This is a genomic window from Vibrio satsumensis (genome assembly GCF_050337435.1).
GTDB classification, from domain to species: domain Bacteria; phylum Pseudomonadota; class Gammaproteobacteria; order Enterobacterales; family Vibrionaceae; genus Vibrio; species Vibrio satsumensis.
In genome coordinates, this window is record NZ_JAKJSX010000004.1 from 389185 (window position 1) to 415943 (window position 26759).

Here is a 26759-nt window from a genome sequence, read left to right on the forward strand (position 1 = left end):
TTTTTAATTGTTTTAATGGGTTAGGTTTAAGCAATATCAAAGGGAGGGCCGCGTGGAACTTGCCTCGTGTAGCGTTCGCTTAGAGCCAAAAAAGCGTAGCTGTCGGAGACAATAGAACTCAGTCGAGTTGTCAGTAGTGTAGTTGGAAGTTCATCTTGGTGAAACGTGGAAAAATGGCTAAACGGACACGGTTTTCCTTTGTGTGTGTTTGGTTCACCTTCTTCAATCTGAACCAGTTCAAAACCGTTGACCGTACATAACGACGCCCATACTCCCGCACTATTACCATGAGCATTGATAACAGGCATTAATGTCACTAGCACCCAGCTTAATGCTGTAGCAAGTAACATGGAGAAATTGAACGAAGTTCGGCGCATTATTCCTAATCTTTATAAATTTCCCTTATTATGAGGCACTTGTTATATAGGTAAACGTAAAGATTAGCATCAGGTTAAAAAATTGAAGCTAACGCACACTCTATTTAGTTAAAAACTGGTTACAACAGAAACACTAATAAAATATTACACACCTCAGTGCATCAAACTGATTAGAAAAAAGACAATTAAAAACGCCGCTTATATTTTCCCTGAAAAAGGAAATATAAGCGGCGTTTTAGAAGTTGAATTTTGTTATCTACTAACTTGTTTTGGTAACTCTAGCGAACAAGATAGCTATCGGCAGTGATAGATAAGCAAACTCAATTGATTAGCAAATTAACCGAAGATCTTACTCCAAATACTTGGATTACGTTTCTCATGGTACTCTTCACGAAGGCCGTCAATAGTACGAAGTTCTTGCTGTGCCGACGCTAAGTCACCTTGGTCTAGCTTCTGTTCAATGCTATCCAGTGATGCACTGATCTTTTTGAAGCCTTCCATGAAGTTATCTTCTTTCTCTACTGGGTAAACACCCGTTTTCAGCTCTGCTACTAACGTATCTAAACGAACGATAGGCTTTTGCATCTCTTCAATGCTTTGAGCTTCTGCCGCTTGTTTGAATGCAAGCTTCATTTCTTGCATGTTTTTCTTAAGGTCTACATTAGCAAATGCGTTGCCAGACAATACTGAAGCAGCGATTAAACCAGATAAAAGGATTGAGCGAGTTTTCATTGTTTCTCCAAGTGAAGCGGTCTCTTTGAAGTTAGAGCCATCATTACTGTGGCACTTCGACTTTATTATTTTCCGGCTAGTGTATACAAAAATCCGTCACGCACAAAAATTGATTGTGTCGAAATGCAAACTAGCTAACTAATAACAGACGATCAATCACTCAAACCCCGAAAACTCAACGATAGATTCACGCCCACGTATAGCTAAAAATTCTAAGAATTGCTGTGGTGAATGAGTGATCACTTTACTCGAATCTACACCCACTTCATCTAACAATGCAGCGACCAAGTCCAAGCCACCGACATCTAAACAGAAATGCGCGTCGCTGCCTGTAGTAATAAACGCGCCCTTCGCTTTCGCTATTCTTGCAATCTCATAACAGCGGTCAACGCTGCCAACTCGGCTATTACCTTTAAGTGTGGTGTTATTGATTTCAATCGCTACGTTATGCTCAACTGCGCATTGAATGACAGTTTCAAAATCGAAATCAAAATTAGGATTCCCTAGATGACCAAGCGCATCAATTCGCCCGCCCTTAATCACGTTCACGAGAGCCTCTGTATGCGTTGCGACATCCAATGGGCGAAAAACGGGCTCGTGGAAGCTTGCGATCACCCAATCCAAGTTCTTATCTACACTCGGATGGATATCGATTTCTCCTTGAGTGTTCATGATATTCGACTCAACACCACGGATGATGGCAACCTCTTCGATAAAACGAGGAAGGACACGTTGGTTGCTGAAGAACCAATAGTGTGGAGCACCAGGCATTGATTCTGAATGGTCGGTGGTACAAAACATGGCTAAACCATTTTGCTTTGCCGACTTGGCATTTTCGATCAATGTGCTGTAAGCATGACCACTTGCGTATGTATGAGTGTGAGTATCTACTTTGAGTTCCATGAATCAATGCCCTCTTCGCTTGGTCAAAAAACGTTTTTCAGAAAGTGACTCTGAACTTCTTTCTGGAAAGGAGTGTCTGCATCTTTTTCTGAAAAGAAATACCTAATGGCAGCAATGCGACCAGTTTATCAGCTGAAAGTGACAATTAGCACCCAAACATAAAGGTTTATTATTCATTCCTTTAGACAACTCAAAATAACGCGGAGAGCCCGAACTTATCCGCAATGAACTCAGTAATTGCACCAATTTTTTGCAACCTACCCAAGTTCGTCAATACTTAAACCAGTTCACAAGTTGGAGTGTTAGATGAGAAGAAGACGATATCCGCTGAGTATCCACATCACTAGCCTTTTCTTAATTTTGACCACTCTTGTCGGTGCCGTACTGATTTCGATAAGTTATCGGCACTCTCAAGAACTGCTTTTAGGCACCGTGCGCGAAGTCAGTAATGAACATCGCGATAAGCTGGAATCGGTATTTAAACAAGCTATTGCCCCAGTCATCACAACCTTAAACGTGATGGCAGTAAGCCCGTTTGTTACTCATCAAACCTCCTCCGTCGAAAAAGAATCTTGGCTTGCTTCGGTCGATATCATCTTCAAACAAAATACCAATTTAGTCGCTCTGTTCTATGGCTCTGAAGATGGTAATTTTAGAATCTTTCGGCCTCTGAGTTCCATTAAACAGAGAACCGACAACAACGCTCCCGCCAAAGCGACAATGATGGTCAGCAGCACCAACCTAGATGGTGAAAACTTTATTAGCTTTCTCGATGGCGCACACCAAGTGATCAGTACCCGACAAGACGAGAGTAAGTTCAACCCTACGACTCGACCTTGGTTTCGTAATGCAAAGCCTGACGGCTCAATACAACTTTCTGAGCCCTACCTGTTCTATTTCCTGCAAACCAATGGCATTACGCTTTCTAGACGTTCTTTGGATGGCAAGCATGTCGTTGGTGCCGACTTCACGTTGAAATCTCTCTCTTCCCAGATCAGTGAATTGGCCTACTCTCCGCAAACTCGACTCGCCTTGTTCGACCAACATTTTAATCTTCTCGGTCAGCATCAACTTGATCTATCAATTCCCAAGCTTACCTCCCAGCCTAATGACACAAGTGAAATTGAGAAAACGAATAACCAAGCGACGGGAAAACTCTCTGGTAGTGAGCAAGACCTAAGCTTCTTTAATGTGCCCAAACGTGAACAGATGGAAGCATTGAAAGCTTCCGTCATAGCGCCGCTTATCTCTGATGAAGAGAAGTTTAACCTCAACCTAAAAAACGTTGAATACAACTTAAACACTTGGGCATTAACGCTAACGCCGGTTCAACTCACTCAAAACGTCACCTTATACTTGGCAGAAGCGACGCCACACAATGAGCTGCTCGCTGATCTTATCTCAATGCGAGACAAGCAAGTTGCGGTCGCGATTGGGATGTTGTTCATCTGCTTCGCTATCGTATGGTTTGTTGCTAATCGACTGTCTCAGCCGCTTAATACGCTGATGCAACTCACCGACAACATCGCTCGATTTGACTTCAGGCGTACTCATTATCCCAAAAGCATGATTCAAGAAGTGGCTAACCTCGCCCATTCGATTGAGCTGATGGAACACACGCTTCATGATCTGATAACACTACTTCGAGACACTGCAGGTAATCAGGAATTTTCGATCTTAGCCAAGAATATTGCTCACCAAAGCTATTTAATTACCAAAGCAGAAACCATCGTCCTTTTCACCCAATCAAAAGAGAAAGACGTGTTTGATACTGCGGCTAACCTCGCCATTATTCCCTTTAAAGCCGACATTAATGACTTCATCAAACATACCCCTTGGTTGTTGTGCCAACTTAAATCTGGGGAAACCATCCACTTAAACCGAGAAGACAATGTTCTCAACTATTACCAAGATTCGATCTTCAATTCAGATCTGTACCTGTTTCCACTATTAAACCGTGAGAAGTTGTTGGTGGGTATCGTCGCAATTGGCTATGAAAGACCGATTACCAAGATGCAGGCAGACAAGCACGCCTTCTTACGAGAACTGCTCAGCTTTGCGGAAATAGCCAAAGATAACATTGACCAAATGCAGCAACAGAAAGACATGCTGAATGCCTTTATCGAGTTGATTGCATCAGCGATTGATACCAAATCACCTTACACGGGCGGGCACTGCCAACGAGTGCCTGAACTGACCAAATGGCTAACTCAAGCAACCATTGATGATGACCGTTATTACCCGCAATTCTCATTGGATAGTAAACAGTGGGAAGAGTTAATGCTCGCCGCTTGGCTTCATGACTGCGGCAAGGTAACCACACCTGAGTATGTCGTAGACAAAGCTACAAAACTTGAAACCATTTACGACCGAATCCACGAAGTGCGAATGCGTTTCGAACTGTTAAAACAACAGGCTGAAACCGACTATTGGAAAGCCATAGCGAACGGAGCGCTTCAAGAGGATCAGCTTAAGACCCTCGAACAAAGCTTGTCAGAATTGGATGAAGAATTTGCCTTCGTTGCTGAGTGCAACCTTGGTGGAGAGTCGATGACGGACGAACAACTAGAACGCTTAGACCGAATAGCCAAGCGCCAATGGAAACGAACACTCGACGATCAGCTAGGGTTATCTTGGTCTGAAAAAGAGAGATTCAATGAACAACAAGACACGACAGAGGAGAGTGGAGCCGAGCCAGCAAGAAAAGACCAAATACTACCGGTGATGGAACCGCTACTTGCCGATAAGCCTGAGCATAAAATACCGTGGGACAATGGCTTTAGCCCTGCTGATGTATGGCAAGAAGCGTTTGTGCTTAAGCCAGGAGAGGTCAAATACAACCAAGGTGAACTGCACAACTTGAAAGTTCGTCGTGGCACGTTAAACGATGAAGAACGTTTCATGATCAACGATCATATTATTCAAACCTTCACCATGCTTAACAAGCTGCCTTATCCGCCTTACCTCCAGAATATTCCGGATATTGCTAGCGGACACCACGAACGTATCGATGGTAAGGGTTACCCGAGAGGCTTAAACGAAGACCAGTTACCTCTGCCGTCCAGAGCGATGGCCATTGCCGATGTATTCGAAGCGCTCACCTCTAGTGATCGCCCGTATAAGAAAGGCAAACTCCTAAGCGAATCACTCAACATCATGACCGACATGGCCACCAGCGGTCATATCGATCCCAAGCTGTATTTGCTGTTCTTAGAAAACAAAATCTACGACAAATACGCTGAGCGATTCCTAGAGACTAAGCAGCGTTGTGAGATTGAACCAAACCAACACATCGACCGAGTAAAAGAGCACATACGCTCATTATTTTAATCTTAAGATCTCGCTTTTAGCTACGATTCACTCGCTTGGGGTATTAATCAGCCCCCACTTGTTTGTGAAAGATGACATCAGTCATGGCATGCTGGTTGAGCTTGGCGAGCCAGTCGCTAACCCACACCAAGATTTCTACTTTGTTTGCCCAAAAAACAAATTAAAACAAGAAAGTGTGCTAAAACTGAGAACATGGTTGAGGCATGAATTCACGCGCTCAGAGACAACACGGAGCAATGACATTCAAGAACAAGACCGAACTATCAATCAATAAGCGAGTAACAACTCAGCAAGCTTACAAGAGGCCATTATGATTATTACCACCACACAATCAATCGAAGGCAAGCGCATTGTCGATTACAAAGGGGTTATTGCTGGAGAAGCTATCCTAGGGGTTAACGTTTTCAAAGATATGTTTTCGGGGATTCGTGACTTTGTGGGTGGACGTTCTGGCACTTACGAGAAGGAATTGGAAAAAGCACGTAACTACGCATTCAAAGAGTTAGAACAGAAAGCGATTGAAGCAGGTGCTAACGCGGTGGTCGGTGTCGACATCGATTACGAAGTTTTAGGAACAGGTAATGGCATGTTGATGGTATCCGCAAGCGGCACAGCGGTTGTCGTCGCTTAACTAAGTAATAAAAAGACAAATAGCCAAGCTGCTAAAACAGTCGAGTAAATAACTTGTCTGCTATTCCCCTTCCCATTAAGCGGGAAGGGAAAATCAACGGTCATTAGCTATCGGCTATATGTGTAATGGCCACCATAAATCAGCTTGAACTGCTCTGTTGATCTGTAATCAAACCATCAAATGAAGCAATTCGGGTAAGGAACTCTTTCTTATTTTGAGGAAGAATAGAACTCGCCATTGGAAGGTTAGCCTTCATCGCATCGACCGCCCTACCACGCACCAACACTTCAAAGTGTAAGTGAGGCCCTGTTATACGGCCTGTTGCGCCAGAGAGCGCTATTTTCTGGCCACGCTTAATCTGCTGCCCTTTCTTAACTAAGAAGCGGCTCAAGTGAAGATAACGGGTCGTATATACGCTGTTGTGTTCAATCACCAAATATTTACCAGCATACGGGTGGTCACGAAGTGCCACCACACGACCATCACCTGTTGAGTAGATAGGTGAGCCCACAGGGGTCGCAAAATCGGTACCATTGTGCGGTGAGATTCGCCCAGTTACGGGGTGTCTTCGTGTCGGATTGAACGAAGAAGTGATTCTTCGGAATTTTCTGTCGACCGGGTATCGATCAAAGGCTTGCTCTAGACTATTTCCCTCTCTGTCGTAGAAGCGCCCATCAGGTGCTAGAAAAGCCGCCACTTCTCGGTTTCTCAACTTAATGGAGATCCCTTGAACTTCCGTTTTTCCTGTAAGGTGATCGTCTGTGTACTGCTCATTAACCAGCACATTAAAGCTATCACCGGCTCTGAGTTCTCTAGAGAAGTTGACTTTGTCTTTTAGTGTGCGGGTGATATTGGCTATCTGGTTAGTAGTTAACCCCGCTTTATAGGCTGACGTTGAAAAGCTGCCATGAACGCTGCCCTGATAAAGCTTTTCCTTCCATTCACCAGGCATTTCATGGAATTGGTAGTTAAAACTGCCATCATCATTTTTCGTAAAGACAGCTTGTTCTACGAGGCTTTCATGGAAAATCAGCTCAACGAGTTGTTTAGAGTCACTATCCAACAGCAACTCTAGATGATCACCAGGCTTTATTGTGTCGAGTTTCAAAGACTCCAGATCCGCCTCCATTACCTTTTGAACCGTTCCATAAGGCAGTTTCCATGACAAAAATATATTGCTTAGCGTGTCACCAACTTTCACAAAATAATGAACTTTGACCAAAGAGTTGGGAGTCGGTTGCAAATCGACACCTCCCTCATCATTCGGTTGAGAATCTTGATAAGGTGTGATTTTGATAGAGATTTCTGGTTCTGGTTCGGAGTGAAAAGAGAGCAAAGAAGCAAGGAAAAATGCACTGATAGCAATAACGATCAGGCCAATACGGAGGAACTTCATAAAATACTTAGCGGTTATAACAAGGAACTTAAAAAGTGTTATAACATAACAATTCAATCAAGAAAATAAATGGAATGTAAGAAACCATAGCGCGATAGGTGTGAAAGTATGGTGAGCGTGCAAAGCCCACCACCTTAGTTAACACGGATCTTTACCTCACATTACTCCTCACGAAGTGCTTCGAAGCGTTCTAAGCCGCGCAGCATTTCAAAGTCAGGTTCATCAGCCAATAGCTCTCTCATTGAGCCACTTGCTTCAACCGAGCGCTCTAAGTCATCGATCGCTTGACCTTCAGCCCCTAACCTTGCGTAAGCACAAGCACGTTGATACAAGGCGTGAGCGTTTTGATCGTCCACTTCCAACACGCGATTACATAAGCTCATCGCCCAGTGGTATTCCTGCATGTCCATTGCGGCATCGGCTTTGTAAGTTAGTGCTTCCAAATCACCCGGGCGAACTTTTAAGATCTCATCGTAGATTTCAATTTTTTGCTCGGCAGTTTGAGCATTCTGAGCCCTCAACCATAAATTATGAATTTCATTGATGATTTCGATTTCTCGGTTGTTCTCAGAGATGATTCGAGTCTTACGCTTAAGATCCCTTTCAAGAACGTTAAACTTCTTCTCATAATCTTGGGCAATGTCGTTGAGTCGTCGGTCAGCCATCTCTTTGGTGGTGTGTTTCAATTCTTTGAGTGATTGCCAACCCACCAATGCAATAAGAGAAGCTACACCAGCAATAATGTAGAAGAAATACGTCACGGTCACATTGGCATAGTTCAACGATTTATCCGCTACTGCCAATTCACGATCTGTCATCTGAATGGTGAGACGCCTTTCAAGATCCTGCTGTTCCATTCGTAGTTGCTTCAACTCGTCCAAGATATAGCGTTCCATCAGCGGTCTATCCAAATATTCCTGTTCAGAGTATTTATCCTCTTCGCTTGCAAAACTCATCGAGCTGAACACCGAGATAACTACAATCAATAAGATTCGAAGCATTATACATTCCTTATATGTTTCATCTTTAAGCTAACTGTATCTTGTAATAGGTATACAAGCCAGGAAGTCGACAAACTTGGCTTGTCCGCATTGGAATTAACACTCTAAAACATCATTGATAATTATAAAACACCTGAAGCAACATCATTAATTTCTAAATTATAAAAATACCGCGTAATACTGTTCTATATAATTAATTCGCGATGCGAATATACCAAGAGTTGATTTATTGCATCGAGATGAATTTTATATTAATAACGATCAGAACGAGGTTAATTTGAATAATCCACGATACGATTTAGTAAGCCGTGTACTGCACTGGGTAATGGCTTCTGTAATCATCTATGCAACAATTGCAGGGTATGTGATGCACTATGTTACCAGTCATCCTGAGCTGTTTTCTTTTCTGTCGGTACTCAATATGTCATTGGCGACAGTGGCAACACCATTATTCGTGGTTCGTTATGTCTGGAGTCACTTCCGGTCATCGCCAACCATGCCAACTTCTGTGCCTGAAGGGCAAAAATGTGTAGCGAAGCTTGCACACTCTTTGATGTACCTTACGATGTTTATGGTCTTCAGTACTGGTTACTTAATGCTAAAAGAACCGTACTCTTTATTTTGGCTAGTGAGCGTAAATAATCTAATTACTGACTCTGCAATCAATGGCTTCTTTTTTTATTTACATCGTGCCAGTTGTATTGCCCTAGCCTGTTTAATTGTGCTGCATGTCAGCGCTGCACTTAAACACCACTTTGTCTCTAAGAACTATGTTTTGAAGATGATGCTTTAGGAATTGGGGGCGAGCTTTAAGCACTAAAAGTGTTGTCCAAAGTATTCGAGGCGACCATATAACATTAAGAAACTTAATGTTGTTTGCACAAACAAAAAAGCCATAACATGTTCGCTATGGCTTTCTTATTTCAATTCGCTTACTTGGCTTGGGTATCAAGCATCACTTGCCAGTATTCACATTTTGCCAAGAACTCTTTTAAATAAAGTTCTGGGTTAGCAAGCTTCTCGCCGCCTTTAACATCGGCGCCAGTCACTCGCCAAAAGCCACGAGTTACCAAGTTTCGATGATAAATAAAATCGTTGAGTTCATTTTTCGTCAAAGGAAGCTGCTCACCAAACGTCTGTTCGTATAGGCTCAACGTAGAGGCTTGTTCACTTGGCTTCTCCCTTAAAAAGGTATCCAGATCCAAACCTAATGACTGTTGCTGCTCTTTTGATAAGGCTTTAGCTAATTTAGAGATCACAGTAAACAGCGCCAGTTCTACTTTTTGTGATGCTAATAACGACGCACCCAAAAGTGCATGTTCATTGGATACGTGTTGCTTTGTTGATGAAACGGTAGCTGTTGTCACTGTGTTAACCTCAAATAGTCATAATGGATGTTACGGAGCGATTCCAGTTACGCGCTTTTGCTAAGCTGGATTCGTTCAGCATCAACAATCATAAAGCCAGTTGCGTCTTCGCTCTTCTCTACTTGTACTAAACCTTTAAAGCCTATTTGCGACAACTTTTTCGCAAGGTGCTCTGGTGCTGTTTCAAAAACAACCGTCATAAAAGGTAAGTGCTCTGCGTCAACAAAGCCATGCTCGTTAAACAGTTCCATTGCTTGAGATAAATGGTCTGAATCGGTTAATTCAATAATTTCTACAACTTCTTCCAACAACATTTTCGATTCCATATTCGCCAGAAAGTGACTGACACAAGCACGCCTGTTTGCTCGCATACACCCCGATGCCCGAAGACACCCCTTTAGTAGTAGAGAGATCATAACATATTAATGATCGTAAATTATGTTTTATTTTCCTTTGACCCAAGAGGTATTGGCAAGCAATAGACATTAGCGCAACATACCACCTATCGAAAAATCAGAACCTAAATTAGAGCCATCAGGCTACTGTAACGTGAGAATCACTCATTTCTACAATCGATTCCTTCAACAACCCAGCATAAACTCCATTGTGAGCCACTAACTGTTGATGACTACCTTGCTCAACAATTTCACCCTTTTCCAACACGAGAATGGTGTCCGAGTGGCGAACGGTGCTCAAGCGGTGTGCAATCGCAATCACGGTTTTTTCCTTAAACAGACGCTGCATCGCTTTTTGGATAAGGTCTTCGGTGATTGAATCTACCGAACTGGTCGCCTCATCAAGCATCATCAATTGCCCCCCCTGTGCAACCGCTCGTGCGAACGAAATAAGCTGCGTTTGCCCCACAGACAAATTGGAGCCATTCTTTTCCAGATGGAAATCATAACCTTTAGGGAGTTGTTCAATAAACCTATCGGCATAAACATAGCGCGCCGCCTGTTCAACCTCTGTTCTAGATAAATGTGTTTTACCCAGTGCAATATTGAACTGAATTGTTTCTTCAAATAAGTGTACGTCTTGCATCATCATTGAGAACAAATGAGCAGAGTCTTCGCTTGAGATCTGCGACAACTCTATTCCATTCAACAAAATGCTACCTTCATAGTCTTGGTAGGTTTTAGAGATCAAACGCAGAATCGTCGACTTACCCGACCCCGTCGACCCCACAAGCGCGATTTGATGTCCTTTCTCCAATACAAACGAAACATTCTTTAGAACATAGGGAGAGTCATCTTTGTAACGGAAGCTCACTTTCTTAAACTCAAGGCTCACAAACTGTTCAAGCTGTTTCTCTAACTCGTTAGACGGCAAAAGGTTGCGTCCTTCCTCTTCCGTTGACTCAACAAACAGCTCTTCAATATGATCGAACGCTGCAAATGAGCTCTGAATTGATGCAATTTGAGAAGTAAAATCGCGGATCGGCACGAACACTTTTTCTAAGGTGTTGATGAACGCAATCAGCACCCCCAAAGTAAGCGCCCCTTCTATCACTTGCTCAGAGCCATACCAGATCATAATCGCGATGGTGATCGAGGTAATGCCAGAGATAAACGAGAATAAAATCGCATCGTATTTATTGATCTTCTTCTGCGCTCTTAGAAACTCATCAGTATAGCCTTGGTAGCGTTGTTCTACTTGCTCTTCTGCTCGGTACATCTGAACGGTTTTCATGCCAAATAAGACTTCTTGTAGGAAGCCAATACCGCGAGCGAGCGAAGAACGGGTCACCTTATATAAAGCACGAAGTCGGTTTCTCACATACACCGTCAAGTACATCACCGGCGGCATGATTATCAACACAATCATAGTTAACTGCCAGTCAATAAAGAACATCATCACCAACAGAGCAATGGTATTAATGCTGTCTTTAACTAGCCCTACAACCGATTGAACAAACGTCTCGCCGATGGTTTCCAAGTCACTGGTTAGTCGCGAAAGCGTTACGCCAATCGGTGTGTTATCAAAATAGCTACGTGGCAGTTTAAGCACGCGAGCAAACAGCACTGATCGCATGTCAGTTATCGTGTATTGTCCGGTTTTACGCAGGTTGTACGAATAGGTGGTATCCACAACATAGCTCGCTACCAACACGGCAACGAGATAGAAGACGTATTCGAGCAAACCATCCATATCACCGTGGCTCAGGTGAACATCGATCACTTGAATGATCAGCCAAGGGAACAACAAACTCGTGATGACAGAAAGAGGAAGCATAGCGATGCCCAGAATCGCAAAGCCTTTGTATTTCTTAGCAAACTTAAAAAAGTGCTTGAGGTACTTGAGATCAACACCTTTTAACATGCTGCTGCCTCCGTTTCATTCTGCTGTAGTTGCCATGTATCGTAATAGTAATCGCACGTTTTCAATAACGTGGCGTGGTCGCCCTTCGCGATCACTTTACCTTCATTCAACACGATGATTTCATCCATATATTCAAGGGCATTAACGCGGTGTGAAACCACAAGAACCGACTGATTTTCCAATCGTTTAAACAAGCCTTCTAAGATCTTTCTTTCGGTTTCATAATCGACCGCAGACAGAACATTATCCATGATGATCAAATCGGTGGGTTGTAGTAAAGCCCGAGCAATACTCAGGCGCTGCTTCTGACCACCTGACAACATGATCCCTTTCTCACCAACTAAGGTTTGATCGCCATGCTCAAAACGCGTCACGTCACTGGCCAACTGGCTGAGCTCTAGCACTTCATCAACCTGACTCTTTGCCAAATCAGTATCTAAGCTACCAAAACGGATATTGTCTTCGACGGTTGCTGAAAACAGGTAAGGGTCTTGAGTCACGGTTTTAATATAACGGCGCAAGTCACTCCGTGAGAAGCTAGTGATGTCCTTTTCCCCAAGGAAAATCGCCGCTTCTGGAACGTCCAAATGATGGTTCAAGCAGTTCACTAATGTCGTTTTACCCGCCCCTATTCCACCAAGTACTCCGACTTTCTTGCCTACTGGGATATCAAAGCTGATGTCATCGAGAATCAGACGCTCTTCACCTGAATAACTAAAGCTGAGATTGCGAACGGAAAACGTTTTTCCTTTTAGCGATTCAACATCTAACTCAGTGAGCCTATCTTCATCCAACTCTGGGACTTTGGCGTTAAGAATGGTTTGTGCACTTTGAATGCCTACCATGCCACGCTGATAAATGGTCGCGATTCTGCCAAGCTGCATCAATGGCATAGCGAGCAAAACCGAGTAAGTTAAGAAAGCGGTTATCTCACCAAGTGTGAGTTCCTGTCTCATCAACATGCCCCCCCCCAGACCAAGAATGATGATTTTCATCAGATCATTGGCGTAATCGAGCACCGGCATGAAGAAGACCTGAATACGAGTGATCTTAAGACGACATTCAAGCAACAGTTGATTGAGCTTTTCAGTTTCCGCCTTCACCCAAGGTGACATCTGTTGGCTCTTGATCAGATCAATCCCTGATAGGTAACTCATCAACTGAGCAGATAGATTTTGCAGTCGCTTCATGTGCTCTAAGTGCAGCGTTTTCATACGCTTGAAGCCCACACGGAAAATCACAAAAGCGATTGAGATAGGAATAATCGAATAAAGCGTTAATTCTGGTGAAATACGCCACATGTATAGAGGCGTCAGCGACAGAGCTAACAACGCATTAAAGAACTGCAGGAAGCCGACACCAAACATTAAACGAATACCGCTCAGGTCATTGTTGATGATTGAGATCAAGCGACCAGAAGCAAAGTGTTCGTGAAAGCTACTTGGTAAGCGGTTCAGCTTTTGTAAAAGGGTACTTTTAAGTGCAGCCTCTGTAATTCGCCCCGGATTAAGCGCATAAATACGAGACAAAATTCTCACCACAACCATGGCAACCGACATACCGACCACAATCCAAACATAGGTTTGAAGCTGTTGGTGGCCAGTTGAAGAGGCATCATCAATCAAATCTATCGCCAATTGGATATAACGAGGGATCTCTACTTGTAACCAGTTGACGAGAAAGATGAACACAATCGCCAACAAGTACGAGGTGCGATTCATGCGCAGATAATGGGCAATAAACTGTCTTTTATTCATAGTATTCTTTGTTTGGGGCAGGCTCACAGCGAGATTTAGCGATATGACCGGGCAGTTAAACTAAATAGGGCCATCGCTGAGTAAAGATACATCAAAAACATCTAGTTGACAATGTCAACCACATTCAGTGATTGGTTACCGTTATTACATTTTAGCATTGCTAGAAACAACTTTGCCGCCAAAAATGGCGGCAAATAAATAGCTTAACAGGCTTGTATTGATAAAAGCTAAAGCATCTCTTTGGCAATCAAATGCAGCAAAAAGGTTTCACGTTCAATACTCATCCCCTTCTTAGGGCTCTCGGCCATCGTCTTTTCGTTGTGTGCGATCGCTTCATGGATATTCATCCACACTGGCTTCATCCCATTTTTCACTTCGTAGTCTTCGTAAGCTGTTTCACCAAGCTCGCGATCAATCTTGCATGAGTAACAGTAAGAGATCATGTGCATCAGATCCGCATCGTCTTTATACCAAGGACGAAACTCTTCAAAAATACCGAACGGCTTGATGCTATGGATATTCTTCGCGCCTGTCTCTTCTTCGAGTTCACGGACCATACCAGCAATCACATCTTCCCCTTCATCCAAACCACCACCAGGAATGGTGTAGTCGTGATAACGCTCTGTATAGAGCATCAGAATGTCTTCACCATCTAACACAATGGCACGGGCAGCGTTGCGCTTATAGACCGTTTTATTATCTAGATGGTCGATATCAGGGTGGATGGTTGTTTTTAGGTGTCTCATGATTGTGACTGCTCTACTGAATTTGGCGGCATCATATCATAATCATCAATAGATTCGAGGTTCACAATCGTCAACAAGAACTTATCGGACGGAGATATTCCAACGCTAACTTAAATCCACTTAGCTTGATCCAACACTCAAAAAGTAGTTAAAGATGGAGAAATATCAACCTATTTCAATATCTTGACCAAATTAGGACAACCTTTTCTGAAATCTAAAATATACTCATTTCATAGAGCTTCTCATTGGGTTCTGTAGAACTTAACGCATTCGATTATAGAGTTATCACGTAGGAGATAAACATGAAAAAAATTGGTTTGATGGCTGTATGTGCCGTTGTATTGGGCGGTTGTGCAAACGACTATGCAGAATATAGCGAAGGCCAACGTGTTTCAGTCGCTAACCCAGCAGCGGTTTATTGTGTTCAACAGAACGGTGAATTAGACACGGTGACTGAAAACAATCAACGTACAACTTACTGTGTATTCGATGACGGTGAGCGTATTGAACAGTGGGAGTACTACCGCAATAACCATGAGCAAGAAACTGAAAAGTAATCACTTATCTTACAAGTTTCCAATCTCAAAGCTTTAAAACCCTACCCCTAAAAATTCAATTAAGTTACGTAAACTGCCTGCCATAAGGCAGCGGTTTACCGTACACACACACCAATTGAACAGTGTTTTATTCCTGACATAGCTCTGACATTAGCCTAACCTAGGCCGATAGAATGCCCGCCTGTTACAAAATTTTACACATAGAATTATTATGAAAAGCCAATCAAAAACGAAAGAACAAACTCAAATGTCATTTGAACTGCCAGAGTTCACCCTTTCCCAGTCGACATCTCAAGTGATCTTCAAACGCTGCCAAACCGCTCTCGTTGTTTTAGCGATTGGTATTGTCGCAAACCTTGCGCTTCGAATTGATTTCGTATTGTTGAATGGCAATGTTGGTGAGATCTCGGTGACCGAGATGCTGCAACAGTTACTGCTTATTATCGCGTCTGGGTCTTTTGCTTATCTAGCAAGAGAGACCCGTGAAGTTAAGCACGCAGCTATGCTCATCTGTGCATTCTTCAGTGTGATGTTTATTCGTGAAATGGATTTTTGGTTCGACAAGATTGTACATGGCGCTTGGGTTGTCCCTGCCCTCTTGGTTGCTGGTAGCGCAATTTTCTATGCGATTAAAAATGGTAAACGAACCATTGATCAGCTTGCACTTATTCTTGCATCCCCACACATGAATTTGCTAGTGACTGGCGTGATGCTACTGTTGGTATTCTCCCGCCTATTTGGCATGGGTAGCTTCTGGCACAATGTTATGGGCGATGATTACGTTCGAGCGGTTAAAAACATCGCAGAAGAAGGCACAGAGCTTCTAGCTTACTGTCTGATTGCGTTTGCGAGTTTAAAAACCGTTATTGGCATCACGAGAAAGAAATAATCACCTATCGCCACCAGCGATGCGTGCGATCCGATTCCGGATCTAAATAACGATTCAATAAAGTCAGGTTAGTATCTAGTAGAGCTAGGTATCCCCTGACTTTTTTTATGTCTGTACCCACTGACGTCTGCTGGATACAGCTCTCCAATACTGGGATTAAACTGTCTACAATTTCAAAGTGAGATGAACGTCCGACGAGCTCCTTGGCAGTTATCAGTGCTTCCAAAGACAGCCTTTCGGGCTCTCGTCTAACCAACTCCAAATCTCGCTTAAATACGCCCGCACAGACACCTTCAAGATAGACTCGATAGGTCGTCAGTACATCCATCAACAGAAACAATTGCCCTTGAGCACTTTGATGTGGGTATGGCACCGCAACATGAGCCTCCAACCTGCGATCTACTTGCAGCTCCACCCCAAGTGCGGAACACTTCTCGATGAGAACTTTAAGCAAACCTTGCTCGTCCATGAGCGATTGAATCTCGAATATACGCTGTAAGTGGTAGTCATTAGAAACGAATGTCACCTGCACACTCTGCCCGCGAGTAAACAGCCCGCTTGCAACCATCTCTGAGGCCAAGTTCTGAATGTTCTCGACAGTGTTGGTCGAATGCTGCTCAAGCAAAACCGCCCCTAACGGGAACGGATGTGCACGCTGATTTTCAAGCTTTCTAAAATACTGGTGCATCGCATCGGCTTCTGAGAGGGTTTGCCCTTTTGTGATCCCACCACAGAATGCAACGGCAGTTTGCTGATTCGACTCTTCGACCAAAGGCTCCACCAGATACTTAACTAAAGCATCAACTCGACTGATTCCTTCATCAGTCAATTTATTCTCATTAAGTCGCTTACCCAGCACAATAAGGAGGTGATTAATGCTCATTTTATGTTCAAGTCTCGTTTTGGGGATTAGATGAAGTGAATTATGTATACAATACTTGTTAACAAAAGTATTTTGAAATTCTTATATGTTGCTCGCAATAACGCTCACTATTGATAGCAACACTTTAGGTCATACAAGAATAGACGTGTCGCTTTAAAGCAAACATAGCACGCTCTTGTATTTCATCGCTCTATGCTTGTTAGCATGAGTCGATAAAAGAGCCGTTTCAATCAATGATTAGGCTCAATCACGAATAGGTTCACTCAAAGAAGTGGAACTAACTAAATATAAATTTTACACAGAGTTCGTTCATCGAACCGTCTTCACAGGAAGTTACTATGCTGTCTATTTTTGATATCTACAAAATTGGAGTTGGGCCGTCCAGCTCCCACACAAATGGACCAATGATCGCTGGGTTTAATTTTACCAAAAAAATTAATGCTCAACTTAAGCAAGTGAAGCGTATTCAAATCGACTTATACGGCTCGTTATCATTGACGGGTATTGGTCACCACACAGACAGAGCGACCTTATTAGGTTTGCTAGGTAACCGCCCTGACACCATTAAAATTACCAGTGCTAACCAAGCAATGCGTAAAGCGATTGAAGACAAATCTCTATTGGTTAGCGGTAACCATGAAATTCATTTCGATGTAGAAAGCGACCTACTCTTCCACAAAACCAACCTTCCATTGCATGAAAATGGCATGACTATCTCTGCCTTTGACGCAAGCGGCAGCCTTCTGGATATGGAAACGTACTACTCAATTGGTGGTGGCTTTATCGCAACCGCTGATGAGCTACAAAACGGCAAGCAAGAAGCAGAAACACAAGTTGAGTTCCCTTTCTCTTCAGCTGATCAGTTACTTGAACTATCGGAGCAACAAGGGCTTAGCCTTGGTGGTTTAATCCTGCGCAACGAAGTTTCATTCCAAGATATGGATGTAATTGACCAGAAAGCCGACCAAATCTGGAAGGTGATGTCTCTGTGTATGCAACGTGGCTTTGACACTGAAGGCATTCTTGATGGCGGCCTAGAAGTAACGCGTCGAGCTCCTGCGCTTTTGAAAAAGCTGGAAGCGAATGCCTCGATTGAAAACGATCCAATGGAGATCATGGATTGGATTAACCTGTTTGCCTTTGCCGTGAGTGAAGAAAATGCAGCAGGTGGTCAGGTCGTGACATCACCAACCAATGGTGCTGCCGGCGTAATCCCTGCGGTATTGATGTACTACCACCGTTTCATCAAAGAGCTAGACACTAAGCAGCTTAAAGACTTCTTGGCAGTCTCTGGCGCTATCGGCATCCTTTACAAAACCAATGCTTCAATTTCTGGCGCAGAGGTAGGTTGTCAGGGTGAAGTCGGCGTATCTTCATCAATGGCCGCTGCAGGCCTAACTGCCCTACGTGGCGGTAGCAACGAACAAATTTGTATTGCAGCTGAGATCGCGATGGAACACTCACTGGGCATGACATGTGACCCTATCGGCGGTCTTGTACAAGTACCATGCATCGAACGTAACGCAATGGGTGCAATGAAAGCGATCAATGCATCACGCATGGCACTGAAACGTACCAGCAAGTGTCTTATCTCGTTAGACAAGGTTATCGAAACCATGTATCAAACAGGTAAAGACATGAACAAGAAGTACCGTGAAACTTCTCTAGGAGGCCTAGCCGTGATCCACATGGCACCACCGTGTGAATAACAGACAAGAACACGATTGGAGAAAGCCTCTATAGAGACGGCATTCTTGTAAACTTAGGTTTCAATATCTCAACAAAGCCAGCCACTAAGCTGGCTTTTTTATTGGCTAAAGCCCAGCAGCCAATTGAAAGTAATACTCACTCAAAACACTTTACCAGATAGATGCCTCTAACTTTCCCTTTATTAGTTCATTACTTAGCCGCAAATGATGGCGGCTAAATTTCAAACCGCTATGCATCCACTAGCAAAATCTAACGTTGCAAATTTCATTCATGAGAAATATGAATGCACTCATAAGAAAAGATATATCGAGTAAAGTTCGGTTTGGGATAGATGTTTCAGTTTATGTATTACCACCAATGATATTATAATTGGGTAATTACACTACATATTAATACAAATGTGAGAATAAAATAATGTGGAATAGATTAAACAAATCAATGATGTTCTGCCAAATGATGTTCGGACTTTCGTTCTATGGCGTCATGGTGATCTTGACTCGTTTCTTCCTTGAAGATCTGAACTACAATGAAGCCGACACCATGATGGTTGTTGGTGCTTTCTCTGCAATCGGACCGCTATTTGCTATCGCAGGTGGCTTTATCGCCGACAAATTCTTAGGTGCTTATCGTTCTTTAACCATCGCTTTTCTGGGATTCGCGAGTGGTTACGTTTTACTAGTACTAGGCGCTGCAGCAACCAATGTGCCTATGGCATTGTGTGGTATTGCGTTAGCAAGTTATGCACGTGGTTTGATGTCCCCTTCTTACCCAAGTCTTTACAAACGCACGTTCAAAACTCAAGAAGACTTTGAGAACTGCTACCCAATCAACTACTCAGTAAACAATATTGGTGCTCTGCTAGGTCAATACTTATTCCCAATGCTAGTGCTTGTTGTTGGTTTCCACGGTGGTTTCCTTCTTTCTGCTGTTCTAGCGGGTGCGGCGCTTCTGATGATGATCTTTGTTCGCAAAGGCCTTGTTGAAGCAAGTGCAGAAATCGATCAACAACCAGTAAGTACGAAAAACTGGGCAGCCTTCCTTGGTCTTTCTGCCGCTATGATTGGCTTAGTATTCTTCATGTTCTCTAACATGGATATTGGCCAAAACATCGTATACGCAATTGGCGGTGCAGCGATCATCTATTTTGTTTCTTTGATGATGAAATCGAAGAAATCAGACATGCTTAAAATGGGCACAATCTTAATCATCACATTCCTGACGACATGTTTCTTCGTGTACTACGGCCAGATGATGACATCGATGACAATGGTAGCGATCAACACAATGCGTGGTGACCTATTCGGCTTCATCCCTGTCGCACCTGAAGCTTCGATGGCAATGAATCCATTATGGTGTATGGTTGCAGGCCCAATCATTGCGGGTATCTTCTCTAACCTAGAAAAGAAAAACATTAACTTCTCTACTGCAACCAAAGTAGGTTTCTCGTTCATCCTTACGGCTATCGCTTTCGGTATCCTTACGATGGCAGTAACCACAGTTGGTGATGATGTTCTGATCCGCCCAGAAGTCTTCCTAGCGATCCACTTCTTCCTAGCGTTTGGTGAAGTGATTGTAGGTTCAATGGTTGTAGCCTTCATCCTGTCTGTTGCACCTAAACACATCGAGAACTTCTCTGTAAGTTTGTTCTCTGTTGCTATCGCACTATCAGGCATTGTTGGTGCCGTATTCTCAACGTCTATTGCACTAGAGAAAGGTCAAGAAATCACACAAGAAATCGTGCAAACGGTTTACGGTGACTACTTCCAAATGCTGACCGTTTTAGCGGTAGTGATGGTGGGTATCGCAATGGCTGCATCGTTCATTATTCGTAAGATGCTAGAAGCTGCAAAAGCCGCTGACGAAACGATTGAACTAGAGCAAGCAAACAGCTAATTCTGATCACGTTAACCCGCTCTAATACATCAAGCCCTTTAGTTTTCTAAAGGGCTTTTTTGTTGAGGTTGTTGTCAATATAGATCAGAGCATTCAAGTTACGTTGCATCTGTGTAAATAAAAGTAAATGATAACTATTAGTATTGAGTGTTTTCTGGTTCAGGATTATGATGTGGAAATCAAAATCTAAGAGAGCCCTATATGAGCAAGCCTAGCCCTATCACATTAACTGTTACTCAAACCTCAACCATTACTCCAAACATGCAGCGTATAACGCTTAGCGGTGAGGGGTTAAGTAAGTATCCAACAGAATGTGCCGGCGGCTACATCAAGCTTTTATTCTCGCCATTAGGCACAACCGATTTAAGCCAACTGAACGAAGGTGAACGCCCTACTATGCGCACCTACACCATTCGACAATACAACCCTGTAGAAAAGTGGATTGAGGTTGATTTCGTTCGTCACATCACTACAGATCTGCAATGTGGCTTTGCCGCACGCTGGGCAATGAACGCAGAAGTGGGTGACACGATTTCAGTGGCTGGCCCAGGTTTGATTCAAGGGCTAAATCTTGAGTCTGACTGGTTCTTCTTAGTGGCAGACATGACGTCATTGCCTGCGCTTTCTGCAAAAGTGAAAACACTTCCAGAAACAGCAACGGGCCATGCTGTCATTCAGATTAATTCAGCAGCAGATAAGCAAACACTTGAAGCACCTGAAGGGATCAAGATCACTTGGTTAATTGAAGACGAAACCTCAGAATCCCTGTCACGAACGGTTCGCAATTCAGAATGGTTAGACGGTCAGGTTTCGATTTGGACAGCGTGTGAATTTGAAAGCATGCGCGAGCTGAGACAATACTTCCGTAACGAAAAAGAAGTAGAAAAAGAGAACATTTACATCAGCAGTTATTGGAAGCGTGGCGTCACTGAAGATGGTCACAAAGTGTTGAAACAGCAGGATGCTCAGGCCTTAGCGAGCTAAAGATCGTTGTTAGACAAGCCTTGATACTAAAAGCAGAGAAAGACAAATTGAAAACGCCCTTAACGAAGTTCAGGGCGTTTTGGTATGAATCCAATGAAAAGCAAAACCGACCTGTCAGATTAAATACTCTCACCCACTTCAATCTCGTAACCAAGATCAAGCTTGGCAACCCACTCTTTGTTGCCTTTTAAACGCGCCACAACTTGCTCTGCAGCGACTTTACCAATTTGCTCCCTAGGTGTAACCACAGTGGCTAATCGAGGTGTCATCGCCACTGTGATGTCGTGCCCGTGGAAACCTGCAATCGCCATCTGTTCTGGTACTTGAATACCACGACGTACACATTCGTAGAAAGCACCGATTGCCAAGTCATCGTTCGTGCAGAAAATGCCATTCACTTCAGGGTGCTTCTCAAGTAACTCACCAATCAGTTTAGCGCCGAGAGTAAATGAGGAAGCGTCTTCCGTTTGCAGTGTTACAGGCGTTTTGTCAGCTTCCTGCATCGCATGTTCATAGCCGGCCATTTTTAAGCGAGTTCGTTCATCCATACGTGCTGCTAAGTAAGCGATATTGGTGCGTCCTCTGTCGAGCATGGTTTTGGTCATCGCTCTAGCCGCCTCGAAGTTATCAAAGCCGACAGCTTGTTCAATTCTTGGTGATACCGAGTCCATAATCTCAATGACTGGGATAGAAGCGGTCTGCAGCATCTTACGCGCCCTATCGGTATGCACATTCTCAGACAGAATGATCGCATCCACATTGTATGAGAGCAGCGAAGCAATACTCTGTTCTTCCAGTTCTGCGCTATAGCCGTAGTGGGCAATCATGGTTTGATAGCCTGCTGGCGCGGTGACTTGCTCGATACCTCGGATCACTTCAGCAAAAACTTGGTTGGTTAGCGAGGGAACCAGCACGCCTATCGCGTTGCTCTTTGCATTGGAAAGAATATCTGGTGCGCGGTTAGGGATGTAGCCCAGTTCATCGACTGCGGCGTTGATCTTGTCTCGTAGCGCTTCTGATACTTGAGATGAATCTCTCAGACAGCGACTCACGGTCATCTTGGTGACACCAACTAAGTTGGCAACATCTTGTAATGTAGGACGTTTTTTCTTATTCGACATAATTAATAATTATTATTTTTGAGTTATGTTACTGGTAACAGTGTATCCAACTGACTTGGAATTTGAAGCCTAATTTACTAAAAGGTTGATATAGCATCACAATTACAAACGCCCTCGTAGCGAGGGCGTTATACATTGTTTAAGCGTTAACTTTAACTTCTGTTCTTGGAGACTGACTCCAAGTCACGTGAAACTTATCAGTCTCATCTCTATCGACTCGCGAATAAGTGTGAGAACCGAAGTAATCCCGTTGTGCCTGCAGTAAATTCGCTGGCAACACTTCGCAGCGCAAAGAATCAAAGTAACTTAATGCAGAGCTGATGCCCGGCATCGGCACACCATATAAAGCAGAATTAGCCACGACGATACGCCAAGCCAATTCACGTTCTTCCACTTGTTTGATGAAAGCCTCATCAAACAACAGGTTCGCTAACTCACTATTTTGCTGGTAAGCCGAAGTGATATTTTGCAAAAAAGCAGCACGGATAATACAACCTGCTCGCCAAATCTTAGCGATTTGGGTGAAATCTAGGTTCCAACCTTCTTTGTCTGACGCTGTTTTCAACAAGTCAAAGCCTTGAGCATAAACAGATAGCTTGGCGCAGTAGAGAGCGTCATGAAGCTCAGAGACAACCTCCGCTTTGTCCAATTGGCTGGCATCCGCAATATTGCCTTTTAGAAGCTGGCGACCTTGAATACGTTGTGATTTTTGACCGCTCATCGCACGTGCATAGACCGCCTGTGCAATGGTTGGCGTTGGACAACCCTCTTGTAGACTATTCACCGCAGTCCACAACCCAGTGCCTTTCTGCCCGGCTTTATCCAACACGACATCAACAAAAGGCTTCCCAGTAACAATGTCGTCTTGCTGAAGAATATCCGCGCTGATTTCCATCAGGTAACTATTTAGAACACCGTTATTCCACTGTTCAAAGACTTGACCAATCTCTTGAGCTGGCATTTCCAGAACATCACGCATGAAATGGTACACTTCGCAGATGAGCTGCATATCGGCGTATTCAATGCCGTTGTGCACCATCTTAACGTAATGACCTGTGCCAGAAGGGCCAACATACGCAGCGCACGCCTCACCCGCTTCAAATTGAGCAACAGGTAAACCGTTCGCATCCACTTTTGCAGCAATCGCTTCCCACATAGGCTTCACATATTGCCAAGCAGACTGGTCACCACTCGCCATCAGCGCAGGGCCAACACGCGCTCCCTCTTCACCACCAGACACTGCGGTACTGAAGAAACGAAGTTTACCTTTGTAATCCTGTTCACGCGCCTCGGTATCAGTCCATAAACTGTTACCCGTATCGATAACAATATCGTCGCTCTCCAAACCTGCATCAAGTAGATTATTCACGACGATATCGACAGGTTTTCCTGCAGGAACCGATAACGCTATAACACGTGGTTTTGCTAAGCTCTGTAATACATGTTCAAGGCTAGTGCCTTTAGTGAACTGACCTTTGCCGTCAAAGGATTCATTAAGCTGCTTCGCTTCTGAATTTGCACGTTCAATGTTGTCAGCGTTTAAATCAAAACCCGAAACATTGAACCCATTGTCGAGTAGGTTAAGCGCTAAGCTTTTGCCCATTACACCTAAACCAATCATCGCGATGTCATTTTTTATCTGAGTCATGGTTTAGCCTATCTGCTTAATTTGTTTAAGTGCACTTTCTACGACTTGCTCAACATCTTGCGAGATATCGACAAATAACGCTTCACCTAGCTCAGGTTCAACCAAGGTTTCAAACTGGCTTTTCAACATCTCTTGACCGTTAAAATAATGATTTTCACGAGCTTTATGACGATTCCAAATCGTATCGAAACTGCCCTGTAGGTATACAATCACCAAATCTTCATTGTTGTTGCGCAGAATATCGCGGTATTGCGGCTTTAGTGCCGAGCAAGCGATCACAGCGCTTGGTTGTTCGATATATTGCTTATTAAGTGTTTCTAGCCATCCTTGACGATCTTCGTCAGTCAGCGGAATACCTTGGCGCATTTTTTCTACATTGCTTTGCGGATGGAAGTCATCCCCATCAAAGAATTGAAGATCTAAAGCCAGTGCGATACGGCTACCAATCAGGCTTTTTCCGCATCCAGATACGCCCATCACGAGTATTTTTTTGCTTTTCATAAGGCAAGCCTTCCCTAAGCCCCAACTAATACTGGAGCTGACAATCGAATCTAATAGTTAAACTTGTGTTACTGCTGGTCGGTTCCTGAACGTTAAGTTTGCTCGGGAACCTTCATTGTTATTGCCACCAAAGCGCGAGCTGAGGGAAGATAATAACCAGTGCCAGAACCAATACTTGAAGTGCAATGAACGGCAGTAGTGAAGAGAAAATCTCACCTAAGCTGATGTCTTTCGGTGCTACCGATTTCAAGTAGAACGCCGCCGGACCAAATGGAGGTGACAAGAAAGACACCTGCATGTTTAGACAGAACACAACACCAAACCAAACTGGGTCGAAACCAAGGCCAGTGATGATTGGAACAAAGATTGGCATTGTTAGAAGTGCCACACCTACCCAGTCAAGGAACATACCTAGAACCAGCAAGATAGCCATCATGATTAGCAGTGTTACTGTTGCGTTGCCGCCACTGAGTGCAAGGATGGTTTCTTCAACAAAATCAATACCGCCCATTAGGTTGTAGATACCAACCAGAGCACTTGCACCGATACCAATCCACATGATCATGCCACAGGTACGCATTGTCGCGATGGCACTCTCTTTCAACATGTTGTAGTTCAGCTCGCCACGGATTAGTGCACTGATCATGATACCAACCACACCTAAAGCAGACGCTTCTGTTACTGATGCGATACCTGTGTAGATACTGCCTAAAACCGTTGCGACTGATAGCAGTGGGAAAAACAGGGCCTTGAAGTAGCTAGGCTGATTCGCGATGTCTTCCTCTGTTTCATCATCACTAGGAATAGGCGCAAGAGAAGGGTTCAACTTACAACGAATCAATACGTAGCCGATGTAACAGCCTGCGAGGATAAACGCTGGTAAGAAAGAAGCTTTGAACAAGTCACCGATTGATACGCTGGCTGTCATACCATAGATGATCAGCACGATACTTGGTGGAAGCATGGTGCCGAGAGCACCACCTGCACATGTTGTACCGATCGCAAGCTTACGGTCATACCCTAAGCGAAGCATCTGTGGCAGAGCAAGAATACCAAGAAGAACGGTTTCGCCGCCGATAACGCCCGACATTGAAGCCAATAGAACCGCAACTAATAATGTTTGTACCGCAACACCACCGCGAACCTTACGGCCAACAGATTTCATTGCATCAAACAAATCACGAGCAATGCCCGAACGGTCTAGTAAAGCAGCCATCAATACAAACATGGGTACTGCTAGGAACACATAACCAGAAGCAAAGCTGTAAGTGCGACTTGCAATCAAAGGTAATGCATCTGGGCCAAACCAGCATAGAGTGAAGAAGATCGCGACGAAGCCTGTTACGAACGCAAGCTGCATACCCGTTAGTAGCAAGCCAATCATCATAACCAGCATGAGCAAACTGCCCCATGCAATACCAATAGAAGATAAATCAAACATCGTCATTCTTCCTTAGACCCATCAACTCTTGGATTAGGTGCAATACAAACTGGACAACAAGAACACACAAAACGACAAAAATCAGGCCTTTCAGCAGCGCTGGATAAGGCGCGTTTAACACTGAGCCTGATGTTTCAAGGCGGAATTCACCCCATGGTGCAAACCACGCTTCTTCTGCGGTGAAATAAGCCGCGTAAGCAAGCATGCCAGCAAAGGCTAAACCAACAATATGGTGAACAAGATTAAGATATTTACGTGCTTGGTTAGAGACTGAATCGTAGATAAGAACCACACGTACGTGCTTATTCGCAGCAAAAGCGTAGATGCCACCAATAATGAATAAAGAACCACCGATGAAAGAAGCCGTTTCATGTACCCATGTGGTCGGGGCATCAAATGCATAACGCATCACAACTTCGTAAAATGAAATCAATACTGTAAAAATAAACAACCAGCTAACGAGGTTACTGAACTTTATAATAAGACGGTCAAGTGTGTTTCTTGGTTGTTCGTCGTTTTCAGCTGGGGCGTGGGGGATTTTGTCTGTCATGGGCCAAATTTCCTGGGAAAATA

24 protein-coding genes and 1 pseudogene are annotated in these 26759 nt (G+C 43.8%); 9 read left to right on the plus strand and 16 right to left on the minus strand.

What is annotated here, in order from left to right:
- Window positions 1-26 precede the first annotated feature (26 nt).
- The 3 genes from L4C44_RS04710 to L4C44_RS04720 form a co-directional block, all read right to left on the minus strand.
- Complete coding sequence (locus L4C44_RS04710; protein WP_146490102.1) at window positions 27-377, minus strand: hypothetical protein; 351 nt, start codon at window positions 375-377, stop codon at window positions 27-29.
- Between the two features lie 336 nt (window positions 378-713).
- Complete coding sequence (locus L4C44_RS04715; RefSeq protein WP_017059534.1) at window positions 714-1109, minus strand: cytochrome b562; 396 nt, start codon at window positions 1107-1109, stop codon at window positions 714-716.
- A gap of 156 nt (window positions 1110-1265) precedes the next feature.
- Window positions 1266-2012 carry a phosphatase gene (locus tag L4C44_RS04720; RefSeq protein ID WP_428804495.1) on the minus strand — a complete coding sequence of 249 codons (747 nt, stop codon included), beginning with the start codon at window positions 2010-2012 and terminating at the stop codon, window positions 1266-1268.
- 306 nt (window positions 2013-2318) lie between these two features.
- Between L4C44_RS04720 and L4C44_RS04725 the strand changes: the two genes are divergently transcribed.
- The 3 genes and pseudogenes from L4C44_RS04725 (at window position 2319) to L4C44_RS04735 (ending at window position 5973) form a co-directional block, all read left to right on the plus strand.
- Complete coding sequence (locus tag L4C44_RS04725) at window positions 2319-5342, plus strand: HD domain-containing phosphohydrolase (protein WP_428804496.1); 3024 nt, start codon at window positions 2319-2321, stop codon at window positions 5340-5342.
- A gap of 19 nt (window positions 5343-5361) precedes the next feature.
- Window positions 5362-5616: pseudogene (locus tag L4C44_RS04730) on the plus strand (LysR family transcriptional regulator); the annotation flags it as partial.
- Window positions 5617-5652: 36 nt separating this feature from the next.
- The gene (locus tag L4C44_RS04735; protein WP_146490098.1) at window positions 5653-5973 is read left to right on the plus strand and encodes a heavy metal-binding domain-containing protein; all 321 of its coding nucleotides are present in this window, start codon (window positions 5653-5655) and stop codon (window positions 5971-5973) included.
- Between the two features lie 139 nt (window positions 5974-6112).
- On the opposite strand, the gene L4C44_RS04740 is transcribed toward L4C44_RS04735, so the two are convergent.
- Both L4C44_RS04740 and L4C44_RS04745 read right to left on the minus strand, forming a co-directional pair.
- Window positions 6113-7369 carry a peptidoglycan DD-metalloendopeptidase family protein gene (locus L4C44_RS04740; protein WP_428804497.1) on the minus strand — a complete coding sequence of 419 codons (1257 nt, stop codon included), beginning with the start codon at window positions 7367-7369 and terminating at the stop codon, window positions 6113-6115.
- 161 nt (window positions 7370-7530) lie between these two features.
- On the minus strand, window positions 7531-8370 hold the full coding sequence (locus L4C44_RS04745; protein WP_327784411.1) for a tetratricopeptide repeat protein: 840 nt from the start codon (window positions 8368-8370) through the stop codon (window positions 7531-7533).
- Between the two features lie 277 nt (window positions 8371-8647).
- Here L4C44_RS04745 and L4C44_RS04750 point away from each other — a divergent pair, with 277 nt between their 5' ends.
- Window positions 8648-9163, plus strand: coding sequence for a cytochrome b (locus L4C44_RS04750; protein ID WP_146490095.1), 516 nt, complete (start codon window positions 8648-8650; stop codon window positions 9161-9163).
- A gap of 139 nt (window positions 9164-9302) precedes the next feature.
- On the opposite strand, the gene L4C44_RS04755 is transcribed toward L4C44_RS04750, so the two are convergent.
- The 5 genes from L4C44_RS04755 to L4C44_RS04775 form a co-directional block, all read right to left on the minus strand.
- Entirely contained in the window at window positions 9303-9737 is a 435-nt protein-coding gene (locus tag L4C44_RS04755; RefSeq protein WP_428804498.1) for a hypothetical protein, read from the minus strand.
- Between the two features lie 47 nt (window positions 9738-9784).
- The gene (locus L4C44_RS04760; RefSeq protein WP_061017461.1) at window positions 9785-10051 is read right to left on the minus strand and encodes a hypothetical protein; all 267 of its coding nucleotides are present in this window, start codon (window positions 10049-10051) and stop codon (window positions 9785-9787) included.
- Window positions 10052-10271: 220 nt separating this feature from the next.
- Window positions 10272-12056: an ABC transporter ATP-binding protein gene (locus L4C44_RS04765; protein ID WP_428804499.1), complete on the minus strand. Its 1785-nt coding sequence runs from the start codon at window positions 12054-12056 to the stop codon at window positions 10272-10274.
- Window positions 12050-13813: an ABC transporter ATP-binding protein gene (locus tag L4C44_RS04770; RefSeq protein WP_428804500.1), complete on the minus strand. Its 1764-nt coding sequence runs from the start codon at window positions 13811-13813 to the stop codon at window positions 12050-12052. Before L4C44_RS04770 ends, L4C44_RS04765 begins: the two co-directional genes overlap by 7 nt.
- 227 nt (window positions 13814-14040) lie before the next feature.
- The gene (locus L4C44_RS04775) at window positions 14041-14559 is read right to left on the minus strand and encodes an NUDIX hydrolase (protein WP_060981568.1); all 519 of its coding nucleotides are present in this window, start codon (window positions 14557-14559) and stop codon (window positions 14041-14043) included.
- 302 nt (window positions 14560-14861) lie between these two features.
- On the opposite strand from L4C44_RS04775, the gene L4C44_RS04780 reads away from it, so the two are divergent.
- Both L4C44_RS04780 and L4C44_RS04785 read left to right on the plus strand, forming a co-directional pair.
- Entirely contained in the window at window positions 14862-15116 is a 255-nt protein-coding gene (locus L4C44_RS04780; protein ID WP_428804501.1) for a putative hemolysin, read from the plus strand.
- A 211-nt stretch (window positions 15117-15327) separates the two neighbouring features.
- Complete coding sequence (locus L4C44_RS04785; RefSeq protein ID WP_146490090.1) at window positions 15328-16005, plus strand: hypothetical protein; 678 nt, start codon at window positions 15328-15330, stop codon at window positions 16003-16005.
- 4 nt (window positions 16006-16009) lie between these two features.
- Here the strand turns inward: L4C44_RS04785 and L4C44_RS04790 are convergent, their stop codons facing one another.
- Window positions 16010-16888 (minus strand): YdcF family protein, encoded by an 879-nt coding sequence (locus tag L4C44_RS04790; RefSeq protein ID WP_327784415.1) that lies wholly within the window; start codon window positions 16886-16888, stop codon window positions 16010-16012.
- A 338-nt stretch (window positions 16889-17226) separates the two neighbouring features.
- Between L4C44_RS04790 and L4C44_RS04795 the strand changes: the two genes are divergently transcribed.
- From L4C44_RS04795 to L4C44_RS04805, 3 genes are all read left to right on the plus strand, one after another.
- Entirely contained in the window at window positions 17227-18597 is a 1371-nt protein-coding gene (locus L4C44_RS04795; protein ID WP_428804502.1) for an L-serine ammonia-lyase, read from the plus strand.
- A 415-nt stretch (window positions 18598-19012) separates the two neighbouring features.
- Window positions 19013-20491 carry a peptide MFS transporter gene (locus L4C44_RS04800; protein WP_048669525.1) on the plus strand — a complete coding sequence of 493 codons (1479 nt, stop codon included), beginning with the start codon at window positions 19013-19015 and terminating at the stop codon, window positions 20489-20491.
- Between the two features lie 201 nt (window positions 20492-20692).
- Window positions 20693-21475: a siderophore-interacting protein gene (locus L4C44_RS04805; RefSeq protein ID WP_428804503.1), complete on the plus strand. Its 783-nt coding sequence runs from the start codon at window positions 20693-20695 to the stop codon at window positions 21473-21475.
- A 119-nt stretch (window positions 21476-21594) separates the two neighbouring features.
- Here L4C44_RS04805 and gntR read toward each other — a convergent pair whose 3' ends face one another.
- The 5 genes from gntR to L4C44_RS04830 all read right to left on the minus strand — a co-directional run bounded on the left by gntR (window position 21595) and on the right by L4C44_RS04830 (window position 26736).
- Window positions 21595-22596 carry a gluconate operon transcriptional repressor GntR gene (gntR, locus tag L4C44_RS04810; protein WP_146490085.1) on the minus strand — a complete coding sequence of 334 codons (1002 nt, stop codon included), beginning with the start codon at window positions 22594-22596 and terminating at the stop codon, window positions 21595-21597.
- Window positions 22597-22735: 139 nt separating this feature from the next.
- Entirely contained in the window at window positions 22736-24244 is a 1509-nt protein-coding gene (gene gndA, locus L4C44_RS04815) for an NADP-dependent phosphogluconate dehydrogenase (RefSeq protein ID WP_428804504.1), read from the minus strand.
- Between the two features lie 3 nt (window positions 24245-24247).
- Window positions 24248-24745: a gluconokinase gene (locus tag L4C44_RS04820; protein ID WP_146490083.1), complete on the minus strand. Its 498-nt coding sequence runs from the start codon at window positions 24743-24745 to the stop codon at window positions 24248-24250.
- Between the two features lie 118 nt (window positions 24746-24863).
- Entirely contained in the window at window positions 24864-26186 is a 1323-nt protein-coding gene (locus L4C44_RS04825; protein WP_012600364.1) for a TRAP transporter large permease, read from the minus strand.
- On the minus strand, window positions 26179-26736 hold the full coding sequence (locus L4C44_RS04830; protein WP_146490082.1) for a TRAP transporter small permease subunit: 558 nt from the start codon (window positions 26734-26736) through the stop codon (window positions 26179-26181). Before L4C44_RS04830 ends, L4C44_RS04825 begins: the two co-directional genes overlap by 8 nt.
- Between the last annotated feature and the right edge of the window lie 23 nt (window positions 26737-26759).